Consider the following 18,801-nt stretch of genomic DNA (forward strand, 5'->3'; position numbering starts at 1 on the left):
TCTCGTTGCCAGCTATTCTAACCACTTACCTGAGTACCGACCGCCACGGCCAGCCCGCTGTCGGCGTCGAACAGGTGCATGTGCTCCTCGTCGAAGGCCAGCGCCAGGGTCTGCCCCACCTGCGCCGCACTGTTGGCCGCATTCGCCGGCAGCAGGGCGGACAGGCTCAAGGCGCCGCACTGGAAGCTGATCAGCGCTTCGGCCCCCAGCAGCTCGACCAGGTCGATCACGCACGCCAGGTCATGCGTGCCTGACGGCTCCCGCGTTTGTGCCTGCGCTTGCGCCGCGCGCAAGTGGTTCGGGCGCAGGCCGAAGACCACGCGCGCCCCCGCCTGCAGCGCCGCGAAGCGGGGCGACGTCAATGGCCAGCGGTAGCCGGCGCACACGAGCACCGTTTGCCCGCCGTCTTTTTCGACGACGCCGTCGATGAAGTTCATGGCCGGCGTGCCGATGAAGCCAGCCGCGAACAGGGTGCGCGGATGGTTGTACAGTTCCGCCGGCGTGCCGATCTGCTCGATATGCCCGCCCTTCATCAGCACCACCCGGTCGGCCAGAGTCATAGCCTCGAGCTGGTCGTGCGTGACGTACAGGGTGGTGGTGCGCAGGCGACGGTGCAATCGCTTGATGTCGGCGCGCAGCTGCGCGCGCAGCTTGGCATCCAGATTCGACAGCGGTTCGTCGAACAGGAACACCTGCGGCGTCTTGATCATGGCGCGCGCGATGGCCGTGCGCTGCTGCTGGCCGCCCGACATGGCGCGCGGCTTGCGTTCCAGCAGGCTGTCCAGGCTGAGGATGGCCGCCACCTCGCGCACGCGGCGCTCGATCTCGTCATTCGGCACCTTCAGGCGGCGCAGGCCGAAGGCGATATTGTCGTACACCGTCATGTGCGGATACAGCGCGTAGTTCTGGAACACCATCGCCACGTTGCGCGCGCGGGGCGGCAAATCGTTGACGATGGCGCCGCCGATGTGCAGCTCGCCGCCGCTGATGTCTTCCAGGCCCGCGATCATGCGCAGCAGAGTCGACTTGCCGCAGCCCGAAGGCCCCAGCAGGACGATGAATTCGCCGTCGGCGATCTCCAGGTCGAACGGCTGCAGCACGGCCGTCTTCTGGTCATAGGTCTTGTGCAGCTGCCTGCAGGCGATATTTGCCATGATCAGTCTCCTGCCAGTTCGATTTGTATCTTGACGTCGCGCGGATGGCCCTGGGCCGCTTCCTCGAACGCCTGCACGCCGTCGGCAAAGCCGAAGGTGCGCGAAATGAAGGGTTTCACGTCGATCTTGCCCGAGGCGAGCAAGGCGATGGCGCGCGGGAAGATGTTCGCGTAGCGGAACACCGACTCGATGCGCACTTCCTTGGCCTGGATGGCGACGATATCGAAAGGCACCTTATCCGGCGGCATGCCGACCAGCACCAGGCAGCCGTTCGGGCACAGCAGGTCGACGATGTGGTCGTAGGCGCGCATGCTGCCGCTGGCCTCGAAGACGATGTCGGCGCCCCAGCCATCCGTCAGCACGCGCACCGTGTCGGCCAGGCTGGCCTGGCGCACGTCGACCGTGGTCACGGCCGCGTTATCGGCGAACAGGGCCAGCTTTTCCGGCACCAGGTCGGCCAGGATCACGCGCGAGCAGCCGCCCGCCAGCGCCGCCAGCGCAGTCATCGCGCCAATGGTGCCGGCACCGATGACCACCGCCACGTCGCCCGGCTTGATGGCCGCCTTCTTGGCCGCCTGCAGGCCGATGGCCAGCGGCTCGACGATGGCGCCTTCGCCGAAGCTGACGTTGTCGGGCAGCTTGAAGGTGAATGCGGCAGGATGCACGACGTACGGCGTGAGGCAGCCGTGGATGGGCGGCGTGGCCCAGAAGCGCACGGCCGGGTCGAGGTTGTACAGGCCGCGCATGGTGGCCGGCGAGTCGAACTGCGGCACGCCCGGCTCCATGCAGACGCGGTCGCCCGCTTTCAAATGCGTCACCTCATCCCCCACTTCCGCGACCACGCCGGACGCTTCGTGGCCGAGCACCATCGGCGCTTCGACGGCGAAGGGGCCGATCTTGCCATGTTTGAAGTAATGCACGTCGCTGCCGCAGATGCCGACAGTATGAATCTTGATCTTCACGTCGCGCGGGCCGACGACGAGCGGCACGTCGATGTCGCGCAAGGTGATTTTTTCCGCCTGTTCCAGTACGAGTGCTTGCATGATGAATTCCTTATTTATGTTTGAGCATGGAGTTGAGCAGCCGTCCCAGGATGCCGACGAACAGCAGCGGCGGCAGCGCCAGCAGCACGGTGGAAGCGTTCACCACGCCCCACGGCACTTCCTGGCCCATCGAGGTAAACGCCGACGCCACCACGGGCAGGGTCATGCTTTTCGACGAGGTGAGCGCCAGCGCGATCATCAGTTCATTCCAGACCAGCACGAAGCTGAAGACGATGCCGCCCATCAGGGTCTTCGAGGCCACCGGCAGGGCCACGTGCCAGAACACCTGGTAGGGGCCGTAGCCGTCGAGCGCGGCCGCTTCCTCGATCTCCTTCGGAATGCGGGCAAAGGCGGGAATCGACAGCCAGATGATGGTCGACAGGGTCACCAGCAGATACGTCACCACCATCGACAGGCGCGAGTCGTACAGGCCCAGGTCGATCCAGATCGAGATCAGCGGAATGGCGACGGCCACGGGCGGCAAAAAGCGCAGGGACAGCAGGAAGAACTGGATATCCTTCTTCGCCGGAATCGGATAGCGGGCGATCGCATATGCGGCCGGCACACCGAGCACGGCGCCGGCAAGCACGGCCACGCCGACGATGGCCACGCTGTTGCCCAGTCCCGTGAGTACCTCGGGGCTGGCCAGCACCTGCTGGTAGTTAGCCAGGGTCGGGCTGAAGAAAAAGCGCGGCACGGGCGTGACGATGTCCATCAGCTCCTTGAAGGAATTGAGCACGGCCCACAGGATGGGAAACAGCGCCACCAGGATAATCACGGTGGTGATGGCGGTGGTGGTGACGGCGCCAGCGCCGCGCGTCAGAGTCAGTTTTCCCATTTGGCGACCCGCTTCCAGAGTAAGGTGAAGATGACAGTCGTGGCCAGCATCATCAGCACGGCCATGCTCGATGCGTACGACACCTTGCCCATCAGGCCGATGCCTTGCGCATACGCGTACATGTCCAGCGTTTCGGTGGAGATGCCGGGGCCGCCCTTGGTCATCACGTAGATCAGGTCGAATGAGCGCAGCGACTCGACCATCTTGATGAACACGAGGCTCATGATCGGTACCTTCAGCATCGGCAGCGCGATGTAGGCATATACCTGCAGCGTGCTGGCGTAATCGAGGCGCGCCGCTTCCAGCGGTTCGGCGGGCAGGGTTTCGAGCAGCTTCAGGATGACGGCGCCGAAGAACAGCCCCCACTGCCAGATATCGACCAGCGCCACCGCATACAGGGCCGTGGCGGGGTCCGACAGCAGCGCCGTGCCGCCCATGCCCACGCATTCGAGCAGCCAGTTGAGGATGCCCATCAGCGGCGAATACATGAACTTCCAGATGAAGGCGGCCGACACGCGCGGCAGCAGCACGGGCACGATCAGCAGCAGCGCGAGAAGATCGCGCGTGCGTCCCTTGACTTTCTCGAACAGGAACACGGCCAGCAGCACGCCGACGAGCAGCGAGCCGGCCACGGTGACCACTTCCCAGATGGCCGATACCTGCACGGCATTGAGGAAGCGGCGGTCGCCGAACAGGCGGATGAAATTGGCGAAGCCGACGTAGTCGCTGTCGCTGTAGCGCAGCACGCGGTTTTGCAGGGCCAGGTTGATGGCGGCGATGCTGGGCACCAGGCCCAGTACCAGCAGGACCAGCAGCGGCAGCGTCAGGAACACGGCCGGCAGCCAGGTGTGGCGTTTTTTACGGATGGTGTGCGGCATGGTCATGGCTTTCAAACGAGAACGGACAAGCGCTGGCGTTACCCCAAAAGCAAGAGCTGGGGTCAGACCCGTCGGGTCTGACCCCTGGTTTTAGCTGGTGGAGTCGTTGGCGATATGGGCTTATTTACGCTTGCTGGCCCGCTGCATCACTTCCGTCGCGTACTCGTTGGCCTCATCGAGCGCGCTCTGCACGTCGCCGCGCGTGCCCGTAAACACTTCTTCCAGCACGACGCCCAGGTTGTCGCCGATGTCCGGCCACTCGGGGCTAGGCCAGATGGTGACGCGCGAGACGGGCGTGGTGTCCGTCAGGCCCGCCTGGATCTGCGGCTTGACGTGCTTGCGGAAGTACTCGCTGGCGATGGTGCTGCTGCGGTTGTAGTCGCTGAAGACGTTGTCCTTCAGGCGCGCCTGTTCCTGCTCCTTGCCCGTGGCCCAGGCGATGAACTTGCCGGCCGCCTGGCGCGTGCATTCATCCTTCGCGCCCGTGGCGGAGATGGCCAGGCCATGGCCATACGCGGCCGATGGCAGCGGCGATGGCGGGCGCACATAGCCCACCTTGTCGACCACCGAGGATTTTTTCGGGTCTTCCATCCAGTCGGCGAACGGCGTCGATTCGACCATGAACGCCACCTTGCCCGACCTGAATGCTTCGAGCGCATTGCTCCAGTCGTAGGTGGCGCCGCCCGGCGGCGAATACTTGAACAGTTCGCGGTACAGGGTGGTGGCCTTCACGGCCTGCGGCGAATTGAAGGCCGGCACGCCATTGTTTTCCCACTTGCCGCCGGCGGCCAGCATGAACGGCGCCCAGCGCCACACATTCATGCCCGAGCCGCGCTGGCCGCGCGCCGCCCAGCCGTACACGTTCGGCGGGTTGTTGAGTTTTTTCACGGCGGCGACCAGTTCGTCGAGCGTCTTCGGCACGGCGATGCCGGCCTTTTCCAGCAGGTCGCGGCGGTAGAACAGGAAGTCGCTGCCGCCGATCAGGGGCGCGAAATACGCCACGCCCTTGTACGAGGCGACGGCGCGGCGGCCCGGCAGGAAGTCGTCGTAGTCGGCGTCCTTGGGCAGGTATTTGAGCAGGGGAACGACCCAGCCGGCCGTGGCGAATTCGGCCACGTTGGCTTCGTCGATGTAATAGATCTGGTAGGAGCCGGCCTTGGTGGAAGCGTCGAGGCGGGCTTTCGAGCGGCGATCGTTTTCGCCGAAATAGCTGATCTGCACCTTGGTGCCGTTTTTCTTTTCATACTCGGCCAGGGTCTTTTCCATCACAGTCAGGCCCAGGCTTTTTTGCGCCAGCACCTTGAGGACGGGCACCGAGCAGCTTTGCGCCGATGCCGCCGGCATCGATGCACAGGCGGCGGACATGACGCCGCCCCATGCAATAGCAGTAACGATTTTCATCACGAGTCTCCAGTTTTTATAGTCCGGCGGTTTTCCACCGGTATGCCAACTATAAAAACAAAGCCCGCGCGCCACCACTACAAAAGACGCGGCTTTCTAAATACTTTTTTTCACTTTTCCGATACGGATTTGCCGCGTCAATCCAAACGAAAATCGCGGCGGTAGACATTCGTATCCTTGCCGTCCGGCTGGCGGCGCGTAAAGCGCTCGAAGCGCAGCCCCAGCTTGTTGAGCAGATTGATCGACGCCTGGTTCTGCAGCGACGTGATGCCGTACAGGGTGGGCAGGCGCAGCACGTGCTGCGCATGCCGCACGATGGCCGCCGTCGCCTCCCAGGCATAGCCCTGGCCCCAGTAGGCGGGACGCATGGCGTAGCCGATATCGGGGCCGGGCAGGCTGTCGCGGCGCACCAGGCCGGCCATGCCCACGGGCGCGCCATCGCTGCGGCGCTCGACGATGTACAGCGAATAGCCATGGTCGCGGAACTGCGCCATCGGTCCCGACTCCAGCGCGGCGCGGGCCGCTTCCAGCGTGTCGATGTTGCGCTGGCCGATGTTGGCGATCCACGACGGGTCGTTGACCAGCTCCATGTAGAAGGCCGCATCGTCCAGGGTGGCGGTGCGCAGACGCAGACGGGGCGTCTCGATGACGGTAATCGGCTCTGTCATGGCGCCGCTCATGCCGGCCACTGCATCGGGTCGGTCAGCAGCTGGTACATCACGTAGGCGTCGACATAGCCGAGCTGCGCGTGGCGGTAGGCCAGCGGCAGGGTGGCGACCACCGTGAAACCCAGCTTTTTCCACAGAGTGACGGCGGCCAGGTTGGTGCTGACGACGAAGTTGAACTGCATCGCCAGGTAGCCCGCGCGGCGCGCCTCTTCCATGCAGTGCACGCCCATCAGGCGGCCCACGCCCACGCCTTGCGCGGCGGGATCGACCATGAACGAGGCATTGGCCACGTGCGATCCATGGCCCGGCTGGTTCGCCACCAGCTTGTACATGCCCAGCAGGCGCTCGCTGCCCATCACGGCGACGAAGCTTTGCACGCCGGGACCGAACCAGTAGGCGTGGCACTCTTCGCGCGTGGTCCCGGCGGGGAAGGTATAGGTGTCGCCGCCGGCGACCAGGGTCTGGAAGATGGCCCACATGGCGTCGAAATCGCCTTCATTGGCCGGACGGATATCAATTTCTTTCAAGGCGGTGCTCCCGATAACAAGTGATGGCCGATTGTATCAGCGCCCCAGGCGGAAGTTCACACTCTCGGGCCGCCCCGGCAGATGCAGGCGTGATTGCGCGCGCGGTGCCTCGCTGACGACTTTCCCGCGGCGCAGCACCAGGCGCCGCGCCGCGCGCAGGCGCAGCGCTTCCACCGTGGAGCCGCAATCGAGGATCAGCAAGTCCGCGTGGCAGCCGGGCGCGATGCCGTAGCCGTCCAGGCCCAGGATGCGCGCCGGCGTCTCGGTGACTGCCAGGAAGCACTCGTGCATCGCCTGCTGGCCCGTCATCTGCGCCACGTGCAGTCCCATGTGCGCCACTTCCAGCATGTCGCCGGAACCGAGGCTGTACCACGGGTCCATCACGCAGTCGTGGCCGAAGGCGACGGGAATGCCGGCGGCCAGCATCTCGGGCACGCGCGTCATGCCGCGCCGCTTCGGATACGTGTCGTGACGCGCCTGCAGGGTGATGTTGATGAGGGGGTTGGCGATGGCCGCCACGCCCGCCTCGCGGATCAGGGGCAGCAGTTTGCTCACATAATAATTGTCCATCGAATGCATGGACGTCAGGTGCGAGCCCGTCACCCTGCCCTGCAGCCCCAAGCGCTGGCTGTGGAAGGCCAGGGTTTCGATGTGGCGCGACAGCGGGTCGTCCGATTCGTCGCAATGCATGTCGACCATCAGGCCACGCTCGCAGGCGAATTCGCACAGCAGGCGCACGGATTCCGCGCCGTCGGCCATGGTGCGCTCGAAATGCGGGATGCCGCCCACCACGTCGACGCCCATGGCGATCGCGCGTTTTAGATTATCGAAGGCGCCGGGACTGCGCAGGATGCCGTCCTGCGGAAAGGCCACCAGCTGCAAATCGAGATACGGCGCCACTTGCCGCTTGACGTCGAGCAGCGCTTCGACGGCCAGCAGGCGCGGGTCGCAGATATCCACGTGCGAGCGGATCGCCAGCAGGCCGCGCGCCACGGCCCAGTCGCAATACTGCAGGGCGCGTTCGACCAGCGCGTCCTGCGTCAGTTGCGGTTTCAGCTCGCCCCACAGGGCGATGCCTTCGAGCAGGGTGCCGGAGGCGTTGACGCGCGGCAGGCCATAGCTGAGCGTGGCGTCCATGTGGAAGTGGGCGTCGACGAAGGGCGGCGTGACGAGGTCGCCGGCGGCGTCGATCTCTTGCACGCCCGTCACGGGCAAGGCGGGGCCGACGGCGGCGATGCGGCCGCCCTCGATGGCGATATCGATGGCGCGGCGCCCGTCGGGCAGGCTGGCATTGCGGATGACTAGGTCCATGCGGACACTCCTTCGGTTGACGACTGTGTCTGGTGTTTCAGTTAATGATCATTTACATATTTCTCGCGGATGTTGCAGTGCAAGAAACAAGGCACTGGCAAAAGCGTAGCCATAGATTCCTTGGCAGCGCTTTGCGCGCGCGCAAACTTCCCGCAAATGCCGCCAGGCGCATGAATAGCGCAAAACATACGGCGCACGCCCTTGAGAAAATAACTTTCAACTAACTCGAATCACCGCTAGAATATTCATATTGCGTTGCATCATAAAAAGTCTATGATCAGCTATTCAGCACGCTACCCACTTTACAAAACGCGGCCAACTCTGGTTTTCGGGATTTTGCAGAGCGTTTTGCCAGCATTTTAATCCGTACAAAGGAGTAAATATGTTTCCGCTTCCTGAACAATTTTCCAGCGCCGCCAAGTCGCAACTGGAAAGCCAGCTGCAAATCTTCAGCCTTCTGACCAGCAAAGTCTTTGAAAGCGCCGAAAAAATCATCGCCCTGAACCTGAACGCCGGCAAGGCCGCCATTTCGCAGACGGCGGAAACGGCGCAGCACCTGCTCGTTACGCAGGACCCGCGCGACTTCTTCAGCTACAGCACCAGCCAGGCGCAGCCAAGCATCGAGAGCGTGCTGGCCTACAGCCGCCAGCTGTTCGGCATCGCCTCGGGCACGCAGGCGGAATTGCTGGCCTCGGCCAAGGCCCGCCTCGATGCGGCCGCGCCAGCCGCAGCAACGGCCCCGGCTCCTGCCGCAGCCAAACCTGTCCTGGCCGTCGCGGCGCCCGCGCCCGCTGCCGCGCCTGCCGCTGCGCCTGCACCAGCACCGGCCGCGGCGCCTTCCCCCGTTGCCGCCAAGCCTGCTGAAGTAGCCAAACCTGCCGCCGCCCCGGCAGCCAAACCGGAAGCAGCGCCTGCCAAGGCGGCCGAGAAGGTTGCCGACAAGCCTGCCGCCAAAGCGGTGGAAGCCAAGCCGGCGGCCAAACCGGCAGCCAAGCCTGAAGCAGCCAAGCACGCAGCGGCACCCGCCGCCGCACCAGCGAAAGCCGCCGCGCCAGCCCCCGCCAAGCCAGCCGCGAAGTCATTTCCTTCGAGCAAACCCGCCGCCAAGCCGGCCAGCACCGCCGGCAAGACCGTGGCCAAGGCCGCCGTGCAGCACGCCGCTGCGCCAGCGGCCAAGCCGGCAGCCAAGGCAGCGCCCAAGGGCACGCCATCGAAACAGCTCGACATGCTGGGCGGCGGCAAAGGCAGCGGCCGCAAGTAAGCCGCGCGCACGGCACTGACGCAGCAAAACAACGGGCTACGGCCCGTTTTTTGCGTGCTCGTCCACAGCGCGCTTTTCCGCCTTGTTGTATCCTACGCGTACTTTTCCGTCCGCGTGCCCGTCCTTCCGCCCCGCGACACCCCATTACTCAAAACAAAAGGTAACCATGAGTTTATCGAGGCTCATCGCCGGCTTCGTGCGTCAGCATTGGCCGGCGTATGCCGCCGCCGCCGTCATGCTGACAGGCGTGGCAACACTGACCGTCTGGATCCCGCGCCGCGTGGGCGCCATCATCGACGCGCTGGCCGCACACCGCATGACGGCCGCCGAACTGTGGCTTGAGCTGCTGACTCTGCTCGCCGTCGGCGTCGTCATCTACTTCCTGCGCGTGGGCTGGCGCATCACCCTGTTCAAGGCCGCCTACCAGCTGGGCGTGATGCTGCGCACGCGCTTCTACACGCGCATGTCGCAGCAGGGCGCGTCGTTCTACCAGAACCAGCGCACGGGCGACCTGATGGCGCTGGCGACGAACGATATCGACGCCATCGAAATGGCCGCCGGCGAAGCCATGCTGGCCGGTTTCGACGGCACTTTGACCCTGCTGATGGTGCTCGGCATCATGCTGCTGGGCGTGGACTGGCGCCTGGCCTGCATCGCCCTCTTGCCCTTCCCGCTGATGGGACTGGCCTTCTGGCGCATTTCCAGCCATATCCATACGGCGTCGACGGATTCGCTGCAACGCTTTTCCGCGCTGAACGACCACGTGCAAGAGTCCTTGTCGGGCGTGCGCACCCTGCGCGCGCTGGGCCTGGAAGAGCGCAGCAGCAAGCAGTTCTCCACCCTGGCCGGCCACGCGGCCAACGCCAGCCTGACGGCGCAGCGCTGGGAAGCGGCGTATGAACCGGCCGTCGGCCTGACCCTGACGGCGGCCACGGCGCTGACCCTGGGCCTGGGCGGCTACCTCGTGTGGCAAGACCAGCTGACCATCGGCGCGCTGACGAGCTTTTCCATGTACCTGGGCCAGCTGATCTGGCCCATGTTCGCCGCCGGCTGGGTGCTGTCATTGATCGAACGGGGCCGCGCCGCCTGGCAGCGCCTGCAGCCGATGCTCGACGCGCCGCTGGCCATCGACGACCATGGCAGCATCGCCACGCTGACGCCCGGCCCCCTGCAATTGCAGGACGTCGGCTTTGCGTATGCGGGCCAGACGGCGCCGGCCCTGTCCGGCATTTCGCTGCGCTTGCAGCCGGGCCAGACCCTGGGCCTGGTCGGCCCGACGGGCAGCGGCAAGTCGACCCTGCTGCGCGTGCTGCTGCGCCAGGTCACGCCGCAATCGGGCACGGCCACGTGGAATGGGCACGCGCTGGACGCCTACACCTTGCACGCGTTGCGCGCGGCGATCAGCTGGGTGCCGCAGGAGTCCTTTTTATTCTCCGCCACCATCGCCGACAATATCGCGCTGGCCCGCCCCGGCGCCACGCACGAGGAAGTGGAGCGGGCGGCGCAGCTGGCCGACATCCACGCGGACATTTTGCAGTTCCCGGACGGTTATCAAACGCATGTGGGCGAAAAGGGCATCACCCTGTCCGGCGGCCAGCGCCAGCGCGTGGCGATTGCCCGGGCTCTCTTGGCCGACAACGGCTTGCTGCTGCTCGACGATGCGCTGTCCGCCGTCGACACGGGCACGGAAACGCGCATCCTGCAGCACCTGGAGGAATTGCGCCGCAAGCGCCCCGAGCGCAGCGCCATCATCGCCAGCCACCGCCTGAGCGCCGTCGTCAACGCGGACCTGATCCTCGTGCTGCGCGATGGCCACGTGACGGAAACGGGCAACCACGACGCGCTGATGCAGCGCGACGGCTGGTACGCCAGCCAGTGGCGCTATCAACAACTGGAGGCCAGCCTCGATGCCATCTAAGAACGACCAAGCCAACACCGCCACGCCATCCGTGCGCCGCCAGGCCGCGCAAGCCGTCGGCCTGCTGCGCCGCGCCGCCGCGCCCGACCTGCGCCATTTATACTGGGCCACGTTCTGGCTGATCCTCGCCGCCGCCCTCGAAGTCACGGGTCCCATTTTAGGCAAGGCTCTGATCGACCAGCATCTGCTGCCGCGCCACCTGGACTGGACGCGCATGTCGCTGCTGCTGGGCGGCTGCCTGCTGACGGGCTGGGTCGCTTCCGGCCTGCGCTATTTGCAGCTGGTGCGCCTGTCCGGCCTGGCCATGCGCTCGGTGCAGCGCCTGCGCGAAACCGTCTACCAGCACGTGCTGCGCCTGCCGATGAGTTTTTTCGACCGTGCCATCACGGGCCAGCTGGTCAGCCGCGTCACCAACGACACGGAAGCGGTGAAATCGCTGTACGTGCAGGTGCTGTTCGTCATCCTCGACAGCTCCATCGTCCTGGTCGGCACCATGGCCGCCATGGCCTTCCTCGACTGGCGCTTGATGCTGATCGTGCTGGCCCTGCTGCCGGCCGTGCTGCTCATCGTCTTTTTGTACCAGCGCTGGAGCGCGCCGGCCGTCACGCGCGCGCGCGCCCTGCGCAGCGAGATCAACGGCCAGATCGCCGAATCGATCGGCGGCATGAGCGTGCTGCAGGCGAATAACGCGGAAAAGCGCTTCGGCGCGCGCTTCACGGGCATCAACCAGGACCACTACACGGCGCGCATGCAGGAATTGCGCGCCAACGCCTGGCTGCTGCGCCCCGCGCTCGACATGCTCAACATCGTGCTGCTGGCCGTCGTCATCTTCAGCTTCGGCCGCCGCGACATGGGTGCCGTGGAAGTGGGCGTGCTGTATGCGTTCATCAGCTACATCGCGCGCGTGATCGAACCGCTGATCCAGATCACCATGCAGTTCAGCCAGCTGCAGCAGTCGGTGGTGGCCACGGCGCGCGTCTCGGCCCTGCTCGACGAAGCGCAGGCGCTGGAACACGCACAGGGAAGGGAGACACCGGCCCTGCGGCAGGCGAAAACGGGCAGCGACGTGCCCGCAGTCGACATCGCCCGCCTGACCTTCGCCTACGTGGAAAACCAGCCCGTGCTGCACGACCTGTCGCTGCAGATCCCGCAAGGCGCCTTCTTCGGCATCGTCGGCCACACGGGCAGCGGCAAGTCGACCCTGCTCTCCTTGCTGCTGCGCTTCTACCCCGTCACGCAGGGCAGCATCGCCATCAACGGCGTCGCCCTCGACAGCATCGACAACGAGCACTTCCGCGCCGACGTGGGCCTGGTGCCGCAAGACCCCTTCCTGCTGGCCGCCTCGGCACGCGAAAACATCGACATGGGCCGCGGCTACACGCAGCAGCAGATCGAGACGGCCGCGCGCGCCGCGCATGCGCACGACTTCATCGCGGCGCTGGAACACGGCTACGACACGCCGCTGGGCGAAGGCGGCTCGCGCCTGTCGTCGGGGCAGAAGCAGCTGATCGCGATTGCCCGCGCGCTGGCCGGCCAGCCGCGCATTTTGCTGCTCGACGAAGCGACGTCGCGCATCGATAGCCAGACGGAGCAGATCGTGCAGACGGCCCTCAACGAGTTGCGCGGCAAGGTCACCATCATCGCCATCGCCCACCGCCTGTCGACCATCCGCGAAGCGGACCGTATCATCGTGCTCAACCATGGCCGCATCACGGAAGCGGGACCGCACGAGGAACTGATGCAGATCGAAGGCGGCCTGTACCAGCGTCTCTACCTGCTGCAGCAACTGGCAATTTGATAGCCATGGGCGCCGTTGCATGGCGCCACTTTTTTTCTGTACGGCATTAAAAATGCCGTACAGACGGGAGTATATTCATCTGGCGGGCAGCGCCAACGGCCCCAACCACACTTCCGGGGGATACCATGCGCAGCAAACTGTCGATCAGGAATATCTTTGCCGCCATTTTTCTGCTCAGCCTGGCGCTCTCCGTCATCAGCCTGTGGGCGCTGTTCCGCGTGGCGGGCAAGCAGGCCGAGGCGAACCGCGTCACTGAAACGCGCTACCAGTCCTACCTGCTGGCCGACGAACTGCGGCAAAGCTCGGACGACCTGACCCGGCTGGCCCGCACCTACGTCGTCACCGGCGACGCCAGGTACGAACAGCAATACCTGGACATCCTCGACATCCGCAACGGCAAGAAGCCGCGCCCCGCCCATTACGAGCGCATCTACTGGGACTTCGTGGCGGCAGGCGTGCCCGTGCCCGCATCGACGGGGCCTGCCGTGCCGCTGGCAGAACTGATGCGCAAGGCCGGCTTCAGCGAGCAGGAATTCGCCAAGCTGCGCGAAGCGCAAGCCAATTCGGACGGCCTGGTCAAGACCGAAGTGATCGCCATGAACGCCGTCAAGGGCCGCTTCGACGACGGCAGCGGCAACTTCACCAAAACCGGGCCGCCGGACCTGGAAATGGCCCGCGCCATCATGCACGATGCCCAATACCACAGCAACAAGGCGAAGATCATGCAGCCGGTGAATGAATTCCTCACCCTGCTCGACCAGCGCACGGGCACGGCCGTGCGGACGGCGATGAGCGGCACCATGGCCGCCTACTCCGTCACGGTCGGCGTGCTGCTGGTATCCGTCATGGTCTCGCTGCTGTGCCTGTTCCTCGTGTACCGCCACATCAAGCGCAGCCTGGACCAGGCGATCGCCACGGCGCAGCTGATCGCCGGCGGCGACCTGAGCATCGACGCCGTCATCGAACGAGCCGATGAAATCGGCGTGCTGCTGCATGCGATGAACACCATTAACGCCAACCTGACGGGGCTGATCGGCGACATCCGCAGCGGCACCGGCGAAATGTCGGTGGCCACGCACGAAATCGCGCTGGGCAATGCGGACCTGTCCGCGCGCACGGAAGCGCAAGCCAGTTCCCTCGAAGAGACGGCCAGCTCGATGGAAACGCTGACGGCGACGGTGCGGCAAAACGCCAGCAACGCCGGCGAGGCGAACCAGCTGGCCGCCACCGCCTCGGCCGTCGCCGTGCAGGGCGGCGCCGTTGTCGCCCAGGTGGTCAGCACGATGGGCGCGATCAAGGAAAGCTCGAGCCAGATCGCCGACATCATCGGCGTCATTGACGGCATCGCCTTCCAGACCAACATCCTGGCCCTGAACGCGGCCGTCGAGGCGGCGCGGGCAGGCGAACAGGGACGCGGCTTCGCCGTCGTCGCCGGCGAGGTGCGCAGCCTGGCCCACCGCAGCGCTGCCGCCGCCCAGGAAATCAAGACCTTGATCGGCGCCTCCGTGGAACGGGTCGACGCCGGCAGCAAGCTCGTCGACGAGGCCGGGCGCACCATGGCGCTGGTGGTGGAATCGATCCAGAAGGTGGCCGCCATCATGAGCGAAATCACCAGCGCCAGCCACGAGCAAAGCGCGGGAATCAGCGAGGTCAACCAGGCAGTCACGCAGATGGACAACATCACGCAACAGAACGCCGCCCTGGTCGAGCAGGCGGCCGCCGCGGCCGAAAGCCTGCAGGAACAGGCACAAGCCCTGATCGCGGCCGTCGCCATCTTCCGCCTGAAAGGCAGCCCGCCGGCCACGGCCGCCCTGCCCCTGCGCTGACGTGCGGCCAAAGTGTGCACTTTCGCAAATTTCCGCGCACTGCATGATATTTCTGGATTGCAACAGAATATAATCTGTTACAGACAGGTGGTCATTGCGGGAGCGGGACGTTGGCAGGCAGACAGAGACGGGCATCATGGCGAAAGGCGCATTGGCTGCTGGTATTGGCCTGCTTGCTGCCGCCTGCCGCACACGCCCAGGTCAGCGACCTTGAGCAGTATCTTGCCGCCGTGCGCGACGACGGCCGCTACGTGCCAGCGCGCGCGCTGCAACGGCTGCAGGAAGTCGAAACGCAGGCGCGCAGCGCTCCCCTGCCCGTGCGCGCGGAATTCCTTACCCAACTGAGCAACGCCCGCATGCGCCTGGGGCAGAACGACATCGCCATGCAGCTGGCCGAGGAACTGATTGCCTACGCCCGCATGAACAAGAGCGATGTGGCGCTGGCAAAAGGCATACTCAACAAGGCCTACATCACGTTTGCCCGCAACGAGCGCCGCGCCTCGCACCTGCTGGCCTTTGAGGCGGAAAAGATCGCCAATGGCACGGACGACTTGCCCGTGCGCGTGCAAGCGACCATCAGCGCGGGCCAGTCGTGGGCCGAGGAAGGCAATTTTCCGTTTGCGCTGGCCAAGCTGCAGGCAGCCGTCGACCTGGCGCGCCAGAGCAAATCCCCGTCCAGCCTGGCCGCCGCCCTGAATGCCCTCACCCTGCTGTACACGCAGATGCGCGAATACGACAAGGGCTTCGAAGTGCTCGACGAATTGCTGGCAGTCTCCGCGAGACTGGCGTCACCGGGCCGCATGGCGCAGGCAAAGAATACGGAATACGGGCTGGCGCTCGACGCGCAGCAGCCGCAGCGGGGCCAGCGCGCCCTGCTGGCGGCCCTGGCGCTGGAACGCCAGCTGGGCGCGCGCGGCATGGTGGCCGTCACCCTCGTCAACCTGTCGGACAGCTACCTCAAGGAAGGCGACTACGCGCGCGCCTTGCGCTATGCAAATGAAGCGATCACGGCGGCGGACCTCGTCAACGATGAACAGGTGGAGGCGACGGCGCGGCTGAACATCGGCCAGGCGCTGATCGGCCAGGGACGGCTGCAGGAAGGCAAGCAAAGCGTGGCCACGGGCCTGGCCTACTACGAACGCACGGCCAACCAGCCGGAAATGCAGGCCGTGCTGCTGGAATACGGCATGGCGCTGGAAAAGGCGGGCGACCTGCGCGGCGCCGTCACCGCGTACCACCGCGAGCGCGGCATTTCCAACCAGCTGTTCGAAAAGCAGCGGCAAAAGGCCGTGTATGAACTGCAAGAAAAGTATGAGGCGGAAAAGAAACAGCGCCAGATCGAGCTGCTGAGCCGCGAAAATCAGCTCAAGAGCACCGAAATCGACAACCGCCGTCTGCAGCAGCGCGTGTGGTGGCTGCTGGCGCTGGTACTGGCCATGGCGTCCGCCATCGTTGGCTTGCTGTACCGCAAGGTGCGCCATGCGAACGTGCAGCTGAAGGTAAAAAACCAGGAACTCAAGCGCCAGAGTTCGCGCGACCCGCTGACGGCCCTGTACAACCGCCGCCATTTCCAGGAATTCATGCGCAGCCATGCGGGCAAGCCGCAGCCCGCCTATGCCGGCGACGATGTCGTGGGCGCGCTGTTCCTGCTCGACGTCGACCACTTCAAGCACATCAACGACGCTTACGGCCATGCGGCGGGCGACCTGGTGCTGACGACGATCGCCGAAACCCTGCACGACGTGTTGCGCGAAACGGACATGATCGTGCGCTGGGGCGGCGAGGAATTCCTTGCCTTCCTGCCGGCCGTCGCGCGCGACGGGCTCGACGAGATCGCGCGGCGCATCCTCAACGGCATGGCGGCGCAACGCATCGACTACCAGGGGCAGACCATTCAGGTGCACGTGTCCGTGGGCTTTGCGCCCTATCCGCTGGCGCCGCTGGGACGGCCGCTCACGTGGGAACGCAGCGTCAACCTGATCGACATGGCGCTGTACCTGGCCAAGGCGCACGGGCGCAACCGGGCGTATGGCTTGCGCGGTTTTCATCATGTGGAAAGAACGACCCTGGAAGTGGTGGAGCAAGACCTGGAACGCGCGTGGCGCGACGGCTTTGTCGATTTGAGCGTGGTACTGGGGGGGACGGACGAGGCGGACAGGCCGGACACGGCTGGAACGCAAACGTTGACGCCAGGCGGCCAAGCGGGCGATGGCGTCGCCGCAGCTGCCGTCACCTGACGACAGCTGCGGGAACCGGGCCGGCGTTAGCTGGTCCTGGCGCGGTGATGACGGTGATTACTTGTGCGCGGCGTCCTGCATCTTTTCACCGGCTTTTTCCACTTTCTTGCCGACGGCGTCGGCCGCTTCGCTCATTTTCTTGTCGGCGTCAGCGGCGACCTGGTCCATCTTGGCGCCCGTATCGGAAGCGGCCTGGCTCACGGCGGCGTCAGCTTTGGTTGCTGCGGCCTTGATGTCGGCTTCAGCCTTGGCAGCGGCCGCATCGATCTTCTGGCCAGCTTGTTCCGCAGGACCGGCGGCGACATCGCTCTTCTTCTGGCAGGCAGCCAATGCCACAACCATCATGCCGGCGGCGCACACGGTCATCCAATTTTTGCTTACTTTCATGGTATTCCCTTTCATTGTTATCAAAAGACACAGATCAGTTCGCAATATACACCTGCCTAAAATTTTCTAGCGTGCGCTAACGCACATAAAAACAGGCTTTTGTAGCGTAGTTGTAAGCAATGGTATCTTGATATTTTTTTGGCATGCGTTCAGTGTGCCGCGGGGGCCGGCCGATAGCCATCCGTCAAGGTATGCAGGAAGGCGATCACGTCGGCGATCTCCGCTTCGTTCAGGGCCGGCGCCTGGCCCGGCTGGCGGTCGAACGGCGCTTCCACGTTGACGTTCGCCTCGAGCCCCGGCGGCAAATCGTCGTATTTGCGCACCTTGCCGTTTCGCTCTGCCGGATACCATTTTTGCGGCGCCGTATCGCGCTGCACGTAAAAGCGCAGCACCTGCTCCAGACTGTCAAAACTGCCGTTGTGGAAAAACACCTTGCGCAGGGCGACATTGCGCAGGGACGGCGTCTTGAAGCTGCCACAGTACTCCTTGTGCTCCATCAAGTCGGTGCGGTCCGGGCCGCACAGTCCCATGTCGAAGAACGCCGGGTCCGCATTGACGGGCAGCTTGCCATTGCGCGGTACGCCGATATTGATCAAGCCGTAATCGGTAAATTGGGGAAAGGCGCCGCCGGAAGTGATCTGGCTGATATGGCAGGACGCGCAATTGCCCTTGCGCTCATCGTTGAACAGGGCCAGGCCGCGCGCTTCCTGCGGACTCAAAACGGCCTGCTTGCGCAAGACGGCGTCGTACTTGCTCGTGTACGGATAGAAATCTAGCGGGCTTTCCTGGAACACTTCCAGCGACATCAGCGCCCAGCGCAAGGCCTGGCCCGGCTGCTCGAAGATATCGGCGCCATACGTCTGGCGAAATTGCGCCGCCAGGGGGCCAGCGCGCAATTTGGCGACGACGGCCGCCGCGTCGCGGTTGCCCATCTCGCGTTGGGAGAGCAACGGCGCCAGCGCCTGCTCATGGCCGGACTGGGCGCGGCCATCCCAGTTGCGCCCGCCCGTGGGGCCCGCATCGACGCTGTCGTCGCCATCGTCGTCATGAAAATGTTCGGTGAATGCGGGTGCGGTCTGCAGGTAGCGCAGCGAGGGCGCCGCGCGCGTGCCCGCATCCTTCAGCTCCGGGCCGCCTAGCTGCACCGCCAGCCCGTTCGGCGGCCCATACGCGTGCTCGGGACTGTGGCAGCTGGCGCACGACATCTTCCCCGACACGGACAGGCTGGGCTCGAAAAACATGGCGCGGCCCATGGCCGTCATCTGGGCCACGGAAGGCTGGCGTGGCAGGGTGGGCGCGTAGGCGCCCGCCAGATAGGCGGGCTTGGCCGCGGCTTCCTTTTGCGCTGCCGGATGGCAGGCGGCCAGCAGGCAAGCGGCTACAAAGGCGAGCAGCAGTGAGGGCTTCGTTTTCATCATGGGCTGGCAGCGTAGCAACGGTATGTGACCGCTGCGTGACAAGTCCCTGCAAAACGTAATGTATCAAGTCCGTACATTACGTCATGTAACAGACGCTGACATGTCACGCAGCTGACATATTGCCTGCCTAGCATGC

General features: G+C 64.9%; 15 protein-coding genes. 5 read left to right on the plus strand and 10 right to left on the minus strand.

Features of this window, described 5'->3' with window-relative positions; all coding sequences use genetic code 11:
- Positions 1-17: 17 nt before the first annotated feature.
- The 8 genes from AC1Q6X_RS16970 to AC1Q6X_RS17005 form a co-directional block, all read right to left on the minus strand.
- Positions 18-1,154 carry an ABC transporter ATP-binding protein gene (locus AC1Q6X_RS16970; protein WP_492497880.1) on the minus strand — a complete coding sequence of 379 codons (1,137 nt, stop codon included), beginning with the start codon at positions 1,152-1,154 and terminating at the stop codon, positions 18-20.
- A gap of 2 nt (positions 1,155-1,156) precedes the next feature.
- Positions 1,157-2,197 carry an NAD(P)-dependent alcohol dehydrogenase gene (locus AC1Q6X_RS16975; protein ID WP_492497881.1) on the minus strand — a complete coding sequence of 347 codons (1,041 nt, stop codon included), beginning with the start codon at positions 2,195-2,197 and terminating at the stop codon, positions 1,157-1,159.
- A 10-nt stretch (positions 2,198-2,207) separates the two neighbouring features.
- Positions 2,208-3,035: a carbohydrate ABC transporter permease gene (locus tag AC1Q6X_RS16980; protein ID WP_070289186.1), complete on the minus strand. Its 828-nt coding sequence runs from the start codon at positions 3,033-3,035 to the stop codon at positions 2,208-2,210.
- Positions 3,023-3,913 (minus strand): carbohydrate ABC transporter permease, encoded by an 891-nt coding sequence (locus AC1Q6X_RS16985; protein ID WP_121671187.1) that lies wholly within the window; start codon positions 3,911-3,913, stop codon positions 3,023-3,025. The genes AC1Q6X_RS16980 and AC1Q6X_RS16985 overlap by 13 nt, the downstream gene beginning before the upstream one ends.
- Positions 3,914-4,033: 120 nt before the next feature.
- Positions 4,034-5,278 (minus strand): ABC transporter substrate-binding protein, encoded by a 1,245-nt coding sequence (locus AC1Q6X_RS16990; RefSeq protein WP_492497978.1) that lies wholly within the window; start codon positions 5,276-5,278, stop codon positions 4,034-4,036.
- A gap of 173 nt (positions 5,279-5,451) precedes the next feature.
- Positions 5,452-5,982 carry a GNAT family N-acetyltransferase gene (locus AC1Q6X_RS16995; protein WP_492497882.1) on the minus strand — a complete coding sequence of 177 codons (531 nt, stop codon included), beginning with the start codon at positions 5,980-5,982 and terminating at the stop codon, positions 5,452-5,454.
- Between the two features lie 8 nt (positions 5,983-5,990).
- The gene (locus AC1Q6X_RS17000; RefSeq protein WP_492497883.1) at positions 5,991-6,509 is read right to left on the minus strand and encodes a GNAT family N-acetyltransferase; all 519 of its coding nucleotides are present in this window, start codon (positions 6,507-6,509) and stop codon (positions 5,991-5,993) included.
- Between the two features lie 36 nt (positions 6,510-6,545).
- The gene (locus AC1Q6X_RS17005) at positions 6,546-7,820 is read right to left on the minus strand and encodes an amidohydrolase family protein (protein ID WP_409027957.1); all 1,275 of its coding nucleotides are present in this window, start codon (positions 7,818-7,820) and stop codon (positions 6,546-6,548) included.
- 382 nt (positions 7,821-8,202) lie between these two features.
- Between AC1Q6X_RS17005 and phaP the strand changes: the two genes are divergently transcribed.
- From phaP to AC1Q6X_RS17030, 5 genes are all read left to right on the plus strand, one after another.
- Complete coding sequence (phaP, locus tag AC1Q6X_RS17010; protein WP_492497884.1) at positions 8,203-9,081, plus strand: TIGR01841 family phasin; 879 nt, start codon at positions 8,203-8,205, stop codon at positions 9,079-9,081.
- A gap of 166 nt (positions 9,082-9,247) precedes the next feature.
- Positions 9,248-10,999: an ABC transporter ATP-binding protein gene (locus tag AC1Q6X_RS17015; RefSeq protein WP_492497885.1), complete on the plus strand. Its 1,752-nt coding sequence runs from the start codon at positions 9,248-9,250 to the stop codon at positions 10,997-10,999.
- Positions 10,989-12,797: an ABC transporter ATP-binding protein gene (locus AC1Q6X_RS17020; RefSeq protein WP_492497886.1), complete on the plus strand. Its 1,809-nt coding sequence runs from the start codon at positions 10,989-10,991 to the stop codon at positions 12,795-12,797. Before AC1Q6X_RS17015 ends, AC1Q6X_RS17020 begins: the two co-directional genes overlap by 11 nt.
- Before the next feature lie 125 nt (positions 12,798-12,922).
- Complete coding sequence (locus AC1Q6X_RS17025; RefSeq protein WP_492497887.1) at positions 12,923-14,623, plus strand: methyl-accepting chemotaxis protein; 1,701 nt, start codon at positions 12,923-12,925, stop codon at positions 14,621-14,623.
- Between the two features lie 383 nt (positions 14,624-15,006).
- A complete protein-coding gene (locus AC1Q6X_RS17030) occupies positions 15,007-16,860 on the plus strand; it encodes a sensor domain-containing diguanylate cyclase (RefSeq protein ID WP_492497980.1) in 1,854 nt (617 codons plus the stop codon).
- A 57-nt stretch (positions 16,861-16,917) separates the two neighbouring features.
- On the opposite strand, the gene AC1Q6X_RS17035 is transcribed toward AC1Q6X_RS17030, so the two are convergent.
- Both AC1Q6X_RS17035 and AC1Q6X_RS17040 read right to left on the minus strand, forming a co-directional pair.
- The gene (locus AC1Q6X_RS17035) at positions 16,918-17,247 is read right to left on the minus strand and encodes a hypothetical protein (protein WP_070312834.1); all 330 of its coding nucleotides are present in this window, start codon (positions 17,245-17,247) and stop codon (positions 16,918-16,920) included.
- Positions 17,248-17,396: 149 nt separating this feature from the next.
- Positions 17,397-18,665 carry a cytochrome-c peroxidase gene (locus tag AC1Q6X_RS17040; protein ID WP_492497888.1) on the minus strand — a complete coding sequence of 423 codons (1,269 nt, stop codon included), beginning with the start codon at positions 18,663-18,665 and terminating at the stop codon, positions 17,397-17,399.
- Between the last annotated feature and the right edge of the window lie 136 nt (positions 18,666-18,801).

Source organism: Janthinobacterium sp. GW823-FHT06H09, from assembly GCF_058794735.1.